The sequence below is a fragment of the Candidatus Erwinia haradaeae genome (genome assembly GCF_900698955.1).
Lineage (GTDB): Bacteria > Pseudomonadota > Gammaproteobacteria > Enterobacterales > Enterobacteriaceae > Erwinia_E > Erwinia_E haradaeae_G.
The window spans coordinates 212,283-228,589 of record NZ_LR217720.1; the positions used below are offsets into that span (position 1 = coordinate 212,283).

General features: G+C 32.8%; 6 protein-coding genes. 4 read left to right on the forward strand and 2 right to left on the reverse strand.

The genetic code is table 11. The annotated features are described in order from the left end of the window. Positions 1-886: 886 nt before the first annotated feature. On the reverse strand, positions 887-2,785 hold the full coding sequence (gene htpG / locus ERCILAFE3058_RS00680) for a molecular chaperone HtpG (protein ID WP_157990045.1): 1,899 nt from the start codon (positions 2,783-2,785) through the stop codon (positions 887-889). 621 nt (positions 2,786-3,406) lie between these two features. After that, a complete protein-coding gene (locus tag ERCILAFE3058_RS00685; RefSeq protein WP_157989575.1) occupies positions 3,407-4,000 on the reverse strand; it encodes a thymidine kinase in 594 nt (197 codons plus the stop codon). 1,824 nt (positions 4,001-5,824) lie between these two features. Here ERCILAFE3058_RS00685 and hns point away from each other — a divergent pair. The 4 genes from hns to dnaB all read left to right on the forward strand — a co-directional run bounded on the left by hns (position 5,825) and on the right by dnaB (position 15,352). After that, entirely contained in the window at positions 5,825-6,232 is a 408-nt protein-coding gene (gene hns / locus ERCILAFE3058_RS00690; protein WP_157989576.1) for a histone-like nucleoid-structuring protein H-NS, read from the forward strand. A gap of 1,731 nt (positions 6,233-7,963) precedes the next feature. Beyond that, positions 7,964-10,951 (forward strand): ribonuclease E, encoded by a 2,988-nt coding sequence (rne, locus tag ERCILAFE3058_RS00695; protein ID WP_157990046.1) that lies wholly within the window; start codon positions 7,964-7,966, stop codon positions 10,949-10,951. Positions 10,952-12,058: 1,107 nt separating this feature from the next. Further along, entirely contained in the window at positions 12,059-13,078 is a 1,020-nt protein-coding gene (gene gap, locus ERCILAFE3058_RS00700) for a type I glyceraldehyde-3-phosphate dehydrogenase (RefSeq protein ID WP_157989577.1), read from the forward strand. 855 nt (positions 13,079-13,933) lie between these two features. Continuing rightward, positions 13,934-15,352 carry a replicative DNA helicase gene (gene dnaB, locus ERCILAFE3058_RS00705; RefSeq protein WP_157990047.1) on the forward strand — a complete coding sequence of 473 codons (1,419 nt, stop codon included), beginning with the start codon at positions 13,934-13,936 and terminating at the stop codon, positions 15,350-15,352. The last annotated feature ends 955 nt before the right edge of the window (positions 15,353-16,307 follow it).

A 16,307-nucleotide genomic window follows, 5' to 3' on the forward strand; every position in this document is an offset into this window, starting at 1 on the left:
TATTTAGACAATAATAATGCTATCTAGCAGATAAATGCTATGATGATTAAAAATATGTTTTTACTATTTTTAAGCACGAAGATGTCATGTATAAAGAAAATGTATAATCAATGGTCCTTAATGAAGATACGTTTTGATATCCTCTTAGAGGACTGGATCTTGTACACTATCAAGTAGAATTTTCTTTAAAAATGTCTATTAAGTGCATTAATAGCATAGTAGAGTACACGTACTCCATAGACAATATAGGAAAATATTAGTCGTTTATTTTATATGGAAGTTATGTGTACTATATATACATATAGTATAGATCATTAGTGATCATTTGTGTACGATATGGCTTCAGATTATGTTTGGTATGATCAGACGATATTGTATATATTATTTTCTTTTTATATGTATTGTCAATGTAGTTTTGATATTAAAAAATATAGTCATATGTTTTGAAAGAATACATACAATAATTTTTATTGTGCTGTATATTCAGTAAAACAATACTTGTTAAGTATAGAAGTATTTTTTGCTAGAGAGATTATAAATTTTGTTGACCCATCGTAAGTAATACAAAAGATACCATTTCTAGTTTGTCATCGTTTTAGAGGGAGTTTTTTATCAGTGTATAGTGAAAATTATACTAATCGCTTAGTTATCATGTAGATTTTAATGGATGGTTCTCTTATTTAAAAATAGCGTAAGGTCGCTTAGTATTTTGGATTATGGTTTATTTTATCTTAAGTAATGCAATTAGTAATTATTTATAACACAGAGAGTGATATGGAGACGCTAATATTTTATATCTTGCCACCAGTTATATGCTGATACAATAATTTACTGGTGGCTATTGATGAGTAATTTATATCGTCTTATAAAATTTTATACATGAGCCTTAACTAGATATATTTTTGTCCTCTATATTAGAGCGTAGTAGCATTGTATTAATTCTCTGAATGAATTTATGAGGATTTTCTAAGGTTCCTGTGGCAGCAAAGAGGGCTTCAGATAAAAATAATTCAATCCATTCTGCAAATTGAGCATCATCCGTAGTATCAGCTGCGCGTTTTACCAATATATGTTCCGGATTTAATTCAAAGTGATAGTTAATTTCTGGTACCTCTTGACCTGTTGCAGAAAATAATTTAGCCATTTGCGTTGTCATATCATTCATTTCAGTTGTAACGATAGCGGGTGTATCGCATAAACGGTGTGTAAGATTTACTTCTTTTACACGGGTGCCAAGTAATGCTTTAATCCGACTGACGAATGGTTCCAGTGTTTTTTCAGTTTGTTTTTGTATCTCTGGTGTGGTGTCTGCTAGTGTATTAAGTGCAGAATCAGCTGTGCTCACTGATTGGAATTTTTTACCATCAAAGTCAGTGAGATGACTCATCATCCACTCGTCAATGCGGTCGGATAGGAGTAATACTTCAATAGATTTTTTATCGAACATTTCAAGGTATGGGCTATTTTTTGCTGCGAGATAGCTATCAGCAGTGATATAATAGATTTTTTCCTGATTTTCTTTCATTCTCTGTATGTAATCTACTAATGATACATTTTGTAAGGAATCTTGAGACATAGTAGATGCAAAACGTAATAATTTGGTAATGTTTTCTATATTACTTCTATCTTCTGCAGGTCCTTCTTTAAGAACGCGTCCAAATTGTTTCCAGAAAGTTTGATATTTTTCTTGATCATTTTTTGCTACTGTTTCGAGCATTTGTAATGAACGTTTAATTAGCGCTATACGCAAAGTTTGTGTAACATGATTGGTTTGTAGAATTTCACGCGAAATATTTAGCGGTAGATCATTGGAATCAATAATTCCTTTAATAAAACGCAAGTAATTTGGTAAAAATTGTTCGGCATCATCCATGATAAAAACACGTTGTACATATAGTTTAAGACCATGTTTGTGATCACGATTCCACATATCCCATGGTGCTTGAGTTGGTATATATAGAAGACTTGTATATTCTTGCTTACCTTCTACTCGGTTATGACTCCAGGTTAATGGATCAGAATTATCATGAGAAATATGTTTATAAAATTCTTTATATTCATCATCTTTGATGTCAGATTTATGACGTGTCCATAGTGCTTGAGCTTTATTAATTTGTTCCCATAATGTTGTGTTATCTTTTTCATTATGTGTTTGGATTTCTACTGGTAGAGAAATATGTTCAGAGTATTTGCTAACAATACTACGAATATGCCATGGATCTAAGAATGCATCTTCGCCCTTGCGTAAGTGTAGGATTATTTCTGTACCTCTTTCATCCTTCTCAATGTCAGTAATAGTATAATCACCTTCTCCAGAGGATTGCCACCATACACCCGCGTTATTAGGTGATTCCGCAGAGCGAGTAAGTACTTCAACTTTATCTGACACAATAAATGCTGAATAGAAACCTACGCCAAATTGACCAATGAGTTGACTATTTTTAGCTTCATCTGATCCCAGTGACGAGAGAAAAGATTTAGTTCCTGACCTCGCAATAGTGCCTAAATTCTCAATCACTTCATCGCGTCTCATTCCAATACCGTTATCACTGATCGTCAGAGTGCGATCTTCTTTATTGACAGCGATCCGTACGCGCAGATTTCCGTGATCCATGTTTGAGGTGGATAATGCTTGAAAACGTAATTTTTCAGCAGCATCAGAGGCATTAGAAATAAGTTCGCGCAAAAAAATTTCTTTATTGGAATATAGTGAATGTATCATTAATTTGAGAAGTTGTTTTACCTCTGATTGAAAATGCAGCGTTTCTTTTCCTTTCATGGTGATTTCGACCTCGTATTTTGTGTGGTATTATCTTTTTGTTATATGCAGTTTTTATAGTAGATGATTAATCGAGTTCATAAAATTCTTAATGGCTGAATGGCTTATTTATTTGGGGTGAAAAATAAGATTGCAAGATAAGCTACATAAGAAATATCATATATGATAATATCACATTTAAAATTTTAGATTTATGTATTTAATAAAGTGCATTATATCTTTGATTTTAGGGATATATTATGCATATATTTGTATAAGTTAAGTGCTTAAGTTTAGATTAAGATTCATCAATGATGTAGATCATGATCATCATCTTCTAGCTATGCACATTCCTATACAATTAGTATTTTAAAAAAATACAATATAATCATGCCAGATATTATTCTAATGAATAATTCTCTTCACATAATTAAAAAATGCTGAGTTTTGGTATTATTATTGATGTATGCTTTCTGGGAGCATGAAAGAGCAATACGAAGGTTACGCTCACGACCACTATGAGTCATACAGTACTATCAGCGCTATCCATACGGTCAACACTCTCAATACATTGTTTATATTAAGATGACAACTGTAGTACTTTAGTACATCATAAATAAATGGATCTATGGTTGGCGTGATCTTATTTTAAGTAGTTAGACAGGAGTCTTCTAATGCTGTAAAATAATGCTTACGACATACTGAAACATATTTCTCATTTCCGCCTATTTCTATCTGCTTGCCAGATAAAATAGGCTTACCGGTCGGATTGAGACGCAGCACCATATTAGCTTTTCTACCACAATAGCAGATTGTTTTTAATTCAATAAGCTTATCTGACCACGCTAATAAATACAAACTACCAGAAAATAATTCACCGCGAAAATCTGTACGTAGGCCATAACATAGTACAGGGATATTTAGCTTATCTACTACTATAGATAATTCTTTAACCTGTTTTCGTGTTAAAAACTGACTTTCATCAATTAAAACACAATGTACGGGGTCACGAGCATGCTCAGAGTCAATTTCTTTTAAAATTAATGTGTTGAGGTGATATAATTTAGCAATAGAGGATAGTCCAATACGTGAACTAACTCGAGCTATACCACAACGATTATCTATTCTAGAAGTATAAATTAAGGTTCTCATTCCCTTTTCATTATAATTATAAGATGATTGTAATAATGCTGTTGATTTTCCGGCGTTCATTGCAGAGTAATAAAAATAAAGCTGAGCCATCCACTCTTACTCCTTAATAATATGCAGTATATACATCATAATATTACTCATTTTATGTGCGTGGATATATACAAGGTGAAATTTATATAGAGATTGTTGTATTACGCATTATTTTTATAAAAATTTTTCTATCTCTTTTGGTATTCAAGAAAGTATTATTTACTTTGTACCTCTGAAAGGATAAATAGAACATAAGAATTATCATATTATTTTACTTAGAATGGGGTGTCATTAGAGTGTGCTGTTTTAGTATGATAAGATCATTTATACCGACTATTTCAATATTCTATATACTATATATTCTATACTATTTGTATGCTCTGTAGAAATGTTTATATGATGTGTATGTTTTGTTTTTATTATGTACCTTTTTTAAAGCTGATAAAACTTATATTAATATAATTTTTAGTTTGAGTTACGTAGTAAAGTATTAGTTTTATTAGTTTTATAAAAATGTTTTTAGAATTTGTATAAAAATAATTTCTATAATTATTGTAATAAAGTATATATAGTACAATAAGTAATTACCACGACTGTATTATATCTATAACATAAATTATTTTCTACATTCTTACCATTATTTACATTTTATTATAGTCATGCACAGGATTGGGTAAGGTTTTTGGATAACATGTCTATAATTAAAACATAGTATTATATCTTTTATTATATGCACAATTATTATATGCACAATAAATAAACAATTTTATTTAGATATAGATGTATTATCGTATCATAGATTTATAATGATATTATCCATAATGGTATCGAAAATGGATGTCAATATCACTAAAGTTGGCGAAATATGTACATTATATATGATATATTTTATTCTATCTATATTTCTTCACTAGGTAGTTATAGAGTGTGACATATATACTGGACTATATCTTGTCTGATGGAGAAAAATTATAGAAGAGCCTAGTGTATATTTTTTCTTTTATCGGAAATAAAAGATGAATGAGTAACAGATATCATCTATTATAATATTAACGGATTATTATGATATTAATCTAGATGAATAAGATAATGTAATATCCGTGGTATGGAGACTAATCATCAATTATATCTTAAATAATAAAAGCGATACGTTAGTTTTTTTGCTATTTTATATTAAAGTACTGGTAATTTTTTTGAGTTTGAGCGAGTAATATGTTATTTTTATTTTTCATATTTATATTTATGTTTAATAACATTTTTATGTCTTTAGGTATAAAGCAGCTCTTAATAGTATGCATATTAAATAACAAGCATCCTTGCATTGGGGATGCTTGTAGAAGATAGGGGCTATAGTGTAGTATTATGCTGCCATAGATAGGTAGACAAATATGTTTATGATTATTAGGTTACTTTTAATTAATGGTATTTTTATTAATGAATAATTTAATGCAGATTGTTGTAGAAAATACAGTGATAGCGATTCACTGTAACATACAGATGCATTGGTAAGAATTAAAGTGATATGTTGAAGGCGTTGTATAGCTATTTTACAGTAGACATTTCCCAATCTATCGAGTGGACATGATAGATACGGATTTACTGTTCATGAATTTATTATTTATACACTTTGAGATTACTGTAATTTACAAGACTCTAGATTTGTTCTGACACATGAGGAATGACTTTTCATAAAATATTTTATTACATCAGCAATTATCAAAAAAAATATAGTATTCTATATATCTGTTTCTATTTTTAATTGTCTGTTATTTTAATTTTAGATGCATTATGATTACAAATTTATTATTGCAATACTTGACAACCATCATTAATTATTGTAAAGAATTATCCCGATCAATATAAATAATTTAGAGAATGTAACTTATGAGTACCGTCCTTAAAATTCTGAATAATATTCGCACACTACGTGCACAGGCAAGAGAATGTACTTTAGAAACATTAGAAGATATGCTCATTAAATTTGAAACTGTGGTACATGAACGTCGCGCCGAAGATAGTCAGGCACAGGCGGCAATAGCAGAACATTCCCGTAAGCTGCAGCAGTATAGAGATATGCTTATGACTGATGGGATTAATCCTAATGAATTATTGTTAACTACAGCGAAAACTAAATTTAGTGTACAGACAAAACGCGCATCTCGTCCTGCAAAATATTGTTATATTGACGAAAATGGAGAAAATAAAACGTGGACTGGTCAAGGACGGACGCCAGGGGTCATTAGATCAGCCATAGAGTCTGACGGAAAAAAATTAGAAGATTTTCTGCTATAAGCGTTCTCTCTGTATCTGTATGTAAGTCTTTATCGTATCTGTATGTAAGTAAGTCTTTATCATTATTTTTATTTTTATAATATAATGAGCTATATTACATATGATTTTTACATTATAGCACATATTATATTTTGATGGTCATTCTGTACTCATTAAATTTGATTTATGACTGATGATATGAATCATTGATTAATTAGGCTATTTATTGTATATAAAATATATAAAAACATGCATATTATATGGTTAAGCAATATAATCATTTTTAAATAAAAGGTTGATATAATCATATAGATTATTCTCTCTGCTAGGTATTGAGTGTGCATGTTTAGTAATGTGATGATTTTGTATACAATTATAATTGTATCTTCATTATAATTTTCCTACCTGTATACTACATATAGGAACCTTTTATGTTATCTGTATGTTATGACACTGGATAATATTGATTACTATCATGTTTATGTGATCATGATAGGTGCACGATCATTCTTTTTATAAAAATATATTTTCCAATGCTTTTTCTAACCTGGAAAAGTGTTTCCAATGATCATAATAATACATATAGTGTGATATATTATATCTCTATAAAGAAAGGTTTTTATATTTTTACAGATGTTATTTTTTATTGCGTCTAATATCTTGAATGTATAATTATTTATCTAGTTTACAGTTTGCAGGAGCTAATATATCGCTCCTGTTCATTAAAAGAACTCCTTTAAAACGTTTCCCTTCTGATATTTCGTACAGATATTTTCGACTTCATGATTCAGCTTACTCCAAGTGTTGAATAAAATATCTATCATATCAATATGATGTTCTGATATACGCAAATATACGTGTGTAATATTTTAATAAAATATTGAATATTAATAATCTTTCGTTAAATTAACATCATAGATTTTAATCTATCTTATTATACTGCGTGGTAATTGTTATATATCCAATTGCATTGTATTGCATGTATTTTTAGAAGTTTAAAGATGCGCACTATAGATAGATGCAGTATGCAATTATATATTCACAAAAAATACACACCACAAGCTAAGATGTGTGCAATATTTATATGTTAGCTAGATAATATTATAAGATTTAAAAATTATTAGCACGGTGGTTAGATTACCACTTACTGTTATAGTAGATGTGGTATAAGTGAATGAGAATGTGCGGATATAGATTAAAGAAATCTAAAAGAGCATCTTGATACACAAGAATCCTTAAAACGCCATTGAGTGAGCTGCATAAAAGTTATCTTGTTTTTATCTACTTAGAAATGGAATAGTGGAGACATTTAAACGCTCAGATGAGAGATATAACGTATGTATTTAATACAGTCACAGACATTATCTAAGAGATAAGTTATATTATTAATTTTATTATATAGCAGTTACGATCTATTAATGTTTATTATAATAATAACGGATGGTTTGTTTGATTAAAGTCGTATAACGCATCAGACATGGTAGAGTTTTGAGGTATTCATCGGTTTATTTTTTGATCGCATAGTTGTATGTAGATGATGTAGCGAGATTTTTCTATATCATCCAGTACTAATGTGTTAAGCATGGTTGTTCTATATTTATAATAAGTTACTAAGTTTTTCGCATCCCTTCTTGAGTAATAATAATGAAATTAACAGCTTTATAATAACAAAGCAGGTTATCAGTTACTAACCGCTAATATGGCTATGGTTCGTATCTGTATTAATCATGCAATAATAATGAGTAAGTTATGATGAAAAGAATGCTAATAAACGCTACTCAGCAAGAAGAGTGGCGTGTTGCACTTGTCGATGGACAGTGTTTATATGATCTAGATATTGAAACCCCTGGGTATGAGCAGAAAAAGGCTAATATTTATAAGGGCAGGATCACTCGCATTGAACCTAGTCTAGAGGCTGCTTTTGTTGATTATGGAGCAGATAAGCACGGTTTTTTGTCTCTTAAAGAAATTTCTTGTGAATATTTTTTAGAACGTGATAAAGCTCATGGTCGTCCAAATATTAAAGATGTTATTCGTGAAGGACAAGAGGTCATTGTTCAAATTGATAAAGAAGAACGTGGTAGTAAAGGGGCGGCTTTGACTACATTTATTAGTTTAGCTGGAACTTATTTAGTATTGATGCCAAATAATCCGCGTGCTGGTGGAATATCTCGCCGTATTGAAGGTGATGAACGTGTAGAATTAAAAGCAACTCTTTCTTCACTAGAGCTACCAGATGGAATGGGTTTGATTGCACGTACTGCAGGGGTAGGAAAATCAATTGAAGCATTACAGTGGGATTTAGGATTTCGTATTAAACACTGGGAAGAGATTAAGAAGATTGCTAAGAGTCGGCCAGCGCCTTTTCTTATACACCAAGAAAGTAATGTTATTGTACGTGCTTTTCGTGATTACTTGCGCCAAGATATCGGTGAAATTTTAATAGATAACCCCCATGTACTAGAATTAGCACGTAAGCATATTACAGCACTTGGTCGTCCTGATTTTGCTAGTAAGATTAAATTATATACAGGTGAAATTCCATTATTTAGCCATTATCAGATTGAATCACAGATTGAATCAGCTTTTCAGCGTGAAGTACGGCTTCCCTCCGGTGGGTCTATTGTGATCGATAGCACTGAAGCTCTCACAGCCATTGATATTAATTCTGCTCGTGCTACACGAGGGGGTGATATTGAAGAGACAGCATTTAATACTAATCTTGAAGCAGCAAATGAGATTGCGCGTCAGTTACGTTTACGTGATTTAGGCGGTTTAATTGTTATTGATTTTATCGATATGAGCCCAGTTCGGCACCAAAGAGCAGTGGAGAATCGTCTACGTGATGAGGTTCGTCAGGATCGTGCTCGTATTCAGATAAGTCATATTTCACGTTTTGGTTTATTGGAAATGTCACGTCAGCGACTAAGTTCATCATTAGGCGAATCTAGTCATCATGTATGCCCTAGGTGTAGTGGTAAAGGCACTATTCGTGATAATGAATCATTATCACTTTCTATTTTACGTTTAATTGAAGAGGAGGTGTTAAAAGAAAATACTAAAGAGGTTCATGCTATTGTGCCAGTACAGGTAGCTTCATATTTACTGAATGAAAAGAGAGAGGCAGTTAGTGCAATAGAAAAGCGTCCTGGTGGTGTACGTGCTATCATTGTTCCAAATGATAATATGCAGACTCCTCACTATGCAGTATTGCGTGTACGTAGTGGAGAGGAGACACAAACCATGAGTTATGATCTTTCTAAGTTACATGAAGCAGAGATGGGTTTATTTGTTGATAACCAGCAGCCTGATCGCAAACGCCCGGAGAAACCGGCTTTAAGCACTGCTGAAACCACAGAGCAAGAGCATTCACACAACACAAAAGAATGTTTTAATGAGTATAATAAGGCAACGGTTTTTCCAACATGGTCAGGGATGACAGTAGCGGGAGAATCTAGTTTTTTTGTACGTCTTATTAAAGGGTGCAAGAGATTATTTTCTTTATTAGATACTTCTAATCATGCGTTACGCAAGACTCCTACAGACACGAGCATAGTAAGGACGTCCTTACCTTTAGAGGGGCATTGCAATACTCATCACAAACATGATGATCACAACAGCGATAGTGCGCACACAAGTATGCGTTCAGATGAGCGTCATGATTACAGTATCGAGCCTGATGAAAGTGATGTACGACGAGATAGGCGTAATAATAACAGAAATCGTCGTCATACTCAGAACACCTCTAACCGTAGTCAAGTTGTGAGACCTGAAGAGATAGTGGTGGGTGAAAATATTCACTCACGCTCAGTGCGCCAGAGCCGTCGTACTAATTATTATCCAACAGAGAACTCCATTCTGATTGAGGATGAAAAGCATATCAAGCAAGGTGTGGTGGTGATGCATAAGATCGCGAAATCAACTAAAACCATACAAGCAACACCAGCCCATACTGCTCCACCCGTGTTGAAAAACAAAATAATAGATACCGCATTGCCTGTACAAAAAATGGATAATGTCGCTCCACCTAATGCCACTACCGTCCTGGAACAACCTCCTGTGTCTGGTTCTCACATGTTAGGTAGTGTTAAAAAATCATGGGAGATGTGTCAACCTCATAATACTGAAGGCTATATAAGCGCACGTCGTTCACGTCGTTCCCCGCGTCATTTGCGTTTTAGTAGTCATCGGCGCCGTCGTTTCCATAATGAGGGTTATCCAAAAAATTCACCTATGCCTCTCGTACATGCCTCTTCTTCACTTGAGCTTGCATTAGGTAAGGTGTGGATTACGTATCCGGTAGCAAAGATTACAACTGATACCATAACTTCTGATAGAGATAAAACAGGTGCTGTCGTATCAGTATATAGTTATGCTAAGAAAGAATGCATTGTAGGTATGCCTCATGACATTAGCAATATCACTGCTCATACATCTCAGAATATTGAAGGAACGGCATGCCTCAGAAGGGGTGCACAAGATATCGTTTCTAATAGCGCCACGGTACAGCTCATGACACATGTGAGTAATATAAACGAGAAAGATACCGATTTATTTATTAATAAACTTATCACCACTCTGACACCAGAACAAAAAATCTTGAATGTTTTAGTTTCACCTACCGAAAGCGTAGGGGTATTCCAAGAAGATAGGATGTCGGTAGAGCTCGGTCGTTATACGGATCACGCGTCTGCTCCAATCACACAAGTTACAATTTTAACAGATCCACAGAGAGAGTGATTAAGCAATTATCATTGGATTATATATTGGTTGTCCCTTAAAGTTAGATTATTCGATAGAAAGATCGCGATAGCCTTAGATTGCACAACTCAAGTTATGTAGTATTTTTAATGTTAAAAATGCCATATTTATGTTCTCTGAGCATCTAGGCGAGATACTTATACTTATTATATGGTTCATTTCTAATGCATATAATAAATGCAAGTCGGGGTTTTATAATGTATTTTTAGTCATATGTGCGTGGTTACCAGTTTATGTAAGAAGTATGCACATGGTCTTTGTCAAAAAATAGGTTTTATTTAGAAAAACCGGTAGGTTCAAGAGCGCTAAAATTGCCATTGAAGATGTAAGTATGTGTTAGTATTTATGCAGATATATCAATTATTATTGTAATACCTTCAATTATATTGAATGTATAGAGAGCGGAATATAGAGTACTTCTGACACTGAAATCAATAAAATTTATGTTTGCTGCTATAACTCTCTAGAAGATATTAATTATTGCATTGGATGTGATATTTTTTATCCAATCACAGAGCAGGTATTGATAGTGACACGACATAGAGAAAGCTTATTAGTGTGTTATGAGTAGTCACGTAAAAATAGAGGTTAATGCATATGATATCTATACTATAATATAGTATAGATATCATAATAATATTTTTGAAATTTTTGGAAAATATCTTAAGATGCGCTGTAAAAGCAGGCGATGTCTACACTAGAGCATTAGATATTTTACAATATTATTGTGTGCTCTTTTGAATCGAAAATCCGTAGTGATAATGCAATATTATATAGTATATAAACTTATTGTACTTATAATATAAAGAACTAGTGAAAATTTTACTTATTACATCTTAATTGATATTTTATACTTGGTCTGCAAGGGATTAAGATTTATCAGTCATTATCATCGTTATAATAAAGACATAGGTATTATGATGGTTTGAAATTTGGGTTTTATTCTAGAAAGAGGTGAGTATGGCTTTTTGAATATGTAACATGGCAATGTTTAATCATTTTGCATTTTATAATATTAAAACTATACAGTAGAATAACTAACATAATCTACAATTATATGACAATTACACATTGGTAGCGTATATAATGACTATTAAAATAGGTATTAATGGTTTTGGGCGTATCGGTCGCGTGATTGTGCGTGCTGCGCAAGCTCGTTCTGATATAAAAATTGTAGCTATTAACGATTTGCTCAATGCAGAGTATATGGCTTACATGTTGCAGTATGATTCAACCCATGGAAGATTTAATGGCACTGTGGGTGTAAATAACAGTGGTAATTTAGTTGTTAACGGAAGTTCTATTTGTGTGAGTGCGGAAAAAAACCCGGAATGTCTTCAATGGGCTTCTGCAAATGTTGATGTTGTGATTGAAGCGACTGGTATGTTTTTAACAAACGAATCTGCACGTAAGCATATTATAGCCGGTGCGAAGAAAGTTATACTAACAGGTCCACCTAAAGATGATATCCCCATGTTTGTGATGGGGGTTAATCATCAATCGTATCAGGAACAGGATATCATTTCTAATGCATCTTGCACTACAAATTGTTTAGCTCCATTAGCGAAAGTCATTCATGATCAATTTGGGATTAGGCAAGCTCTCATGACCACAATTCATGCCACTACTGCGACTCAAAAAACTGTTGATAGTGTATCCTGTAAGGATTGGCGAAGTGGTCGAGGTGCGTCGCAGAATATCATCCCCTCTTCTACGGGTGCTGCTAAGGCAGTAGGTCACGTTATTCCTGATCTGAACGGTAAGTTAACAGGTATGTCCTTTCGTGTTGCAACCCCAAATGTCTCTGTTGTCGACCTTACAGCACATTTAATAAAAGCTGCATCTTATCAAGAGATTTGCACAGCAGTAAAAGAAGCCTCTGAAGGTGACATGAAAGGTATTCTAGGTTTCACTTCAGACGCAGTGGTATCTAGTGATTTTAATGGTGAAAAACTGACTTCTATTTTTGATGCAAATGCCGGTCTCTCATTAAATGATAATTTTGTAAAACTGATTGCTTGGTATGATAATGAAACAGGGTATTCGCATAAGGTTTTAGATCTAGTTGTGCATATTATGCAAGGTATGCACAATAATGATTGTTAGATATGACATGGAACATATAAGAGATACCACTATATTAAAGATTTTTGCAGAGCAAGAACGAAATACTTGATAATTTTTGTGATTAAGCAAAGAGTGATGAATAAAAATATCACGTAATATCCTGGTAAGGATAGGATGTTTTTTTTGATGTAACAAAAAGGTTTCATACTATAAATATGCATGAAAGATTTAGAAGAGAAAGGGCAAATAATGTTTCTATACATCATGTTTAGAAGATGTAGCGCTATAGTAATTAGATTATATGATTTATTTGAAAGATTCAGTGTGGCATGTTTCTACTTAAGATAGAGATGATAATATAAAAATATTTTATACGTGTTTTGTTTTGTATCATTGTTAGTGATATTTTTATATCAGTAGTCATGGGGTTGAGATATTTATCTTGGATAAAGCTTTACATCTTGAGATGATTGTTAAAGGATTATATCAATAAATACAAAGATTAGTATGATATAGTGCATGAAAATTTATCTGTGACTGTACTTTATTTATAATATTTGAGTTTGCGCGTATATGAAGTTGCTGCATAAAACGAGAGAACAATATGTGTTCTCGCAACTACATGTAGATATGCTGATTTTTAGATAAAATTGGAGTTATTACAGAAAGTAGTACAGATATAGAATTTTTAAATGGTGTACAGATTGTGGATTATACCAGTTATATTGAGTGGTAGATGACAGAACCTCAAAATGAGGTGATGTGTTTTTATTTTCTGATATTTTTATTTTTATTATAAATAGCTTTTAGAATATTAGCAAGGCGTTAGCACTATAGATGGTTTTTCCGATTAGAAGCTAACATTTTACTATAAGATTTTGGTATCACATGTCTATGATAGATGAAAAGCCTACACAAAAACCTTACACGCACCATGAATGGCATGATCGTCAGATAGAAGACTTAAAATTATCGCCGCGTTCTATAGAAGCAGAACAATCAGTATTAGGTGGTTTAATGCTTGATAATGAACGATGGGAAAATATTGCAGAACGTGTGGTTGCGAAAGACTTTTTTAGTCGACCTCATCGAATGATTTTTTCAGAAATGGAACATCTTTTAGGACAAGGAAAGCCAATTGATTTAATTACACTTTCTGAATCAATGGAAATTAAAGGCGAGTTAAATCTAGTAGGTGGTTTTTCTTACTTAGCAGAATTATCGAAAAATACACCAAGTGTTGCCAATATTTGTGCTTATGCGGATATTGTACGTGAACGCGCAGTTATACGCGAGATGATCTCTGTAGCACAAGAAATTGCTGATTCTGGATATAATCCGCAGGGCCGTAATAGCGACAGTCTTCTTGATCTTGCAGAATCACGCATATTCCAGATTGCAGAACATCGAGCACCGCAGGGATCAGGACCGAAAAGTATTGATCATATCTTGGAGGCTACCATTGCACGCATTGAGTCTTTATATCAGAGTCCGCATAGTGGTATTACTGGAGTAGACACTGGGTATCAAGATCTTAATAAAAAAACGTCTGGTTTTCAGCAATCAGATCTTATTATTGTGGCCTCTCGTCCATCTATGGGAAAAACTACCTTTGCAATGAATTTGTGTGAAAATGTAGCTATGTTACAGGATAAAGCAGTTTTAATTTTTAGCTTAGAGATGCCAGTGGAACAAATTATGATGCGTATGCTAGCATCATTATCACGTGTAGATCAAACACGCATTCGTACAGGGCAACTTGATGATGAAGATTGGGCGCGTATTTCTAGTACGATGGGTATTCTTTTAAAAAAGAAAAACATATTCATTGATGACTCGTCTGGACTTACTCCAACCGATGTACGTTCACGTGCTCGCCGTATATTTCGTGAACAAGGTGGCCTAAACTTAATTATGATTGATTATTTACAGTTAATGCGTGTACCGACTCTCGCTGATAATCGCACTTTAGAAATTGCTGAAATTTCACGTTCGTTAAAGTCATTAGCAAAAGAACTAAAAGTACCTGTCATAGCGCTTTCACAACTAAATAGATCATTAGAACAACGAGCTGATAAAAGGCCGATTAACTCTGATTTACGTGAGTCGGGTGCGATTGAACAAGATGCCGATTTAATTATGTTTATATATCGCGATGAAGTGTACAATGAGAATAGTACCTTCAAAGGTGTGGCAGAGATTATCCTTGGTAAGCAGCGTAATGGTCCTATTGGTACTGTTAGACTTACTTTTAATGGTCAGTGGTCACGTTTTGACAATTATTCCTGGTCATCTTCGTATGAAGGTTCATGATGATACGTATATATTTTAGGTATAATACTTCATGTCCTGTTGAAACGGCTTATATGACTTATATATGAATATATGGACTTATGCTGGTAGCGTATGGATGATTTTTAAGTGCTTAAAAAGACAGGAGTAGTACCTATCGAGAATGTTATCGTATATGAGATATTTTAATTCAAAGATGCATGGGACAGTATGTGTTACACACATGATATTTTGCTGATCTATATAATTATTAATAGGTCTATGAGGCAAGATAGGTTGAAATGATCTAGTATAGGTAGCACAGGATGTTTATCTCATGTTTATAATTTGTCTTTCATTTGACTTAAAAAGGTGAAAGGTTTTTGTTCAAAGATAATTCTGACATAAGGAATATTATTATTTTCAATAACTATCTTTTTACAAAATTGCAGTATGATAACATATAGTGTTACAGGATTTTCTTTCTGTAAACGTATAGAGTGGCTTTTTGATTACCTATCTGCGTGAGAGGTTTATTGTATATTGTACCATAGAAGTTACTTGTATTAGATTATAAGTCCATATTATCAATAATAAAAATATGATTATATATTGCAGAGTTTTTAGCGCATGAGTTGCATAAATGAAAATATTTTGGATTTATAGTAAACAATGAGTTATGGATAAGATAATGACGTTATATATAAGAATATATCGCTCGTGGTATGGGAATAGTTCGGTGTATAGAGCGTGACTTTATGGTTTTTTATGATGCGTAAGATGTGTACGCAGATTTATCTGGTGTAGTTTTATTTATTATCACGAAATCATGAACTATTATATGAAATAATAACATATTATATGTGCTTTATTATATTGAAATGAATAAAATAAAGGTATGTTACATATCAACGGCAAGTAATCTTGAGAAGAGAGGTATTATTTACTGATTATCATTTAGTGATGATGCATAATAGGTAGCATATACACAGTATAC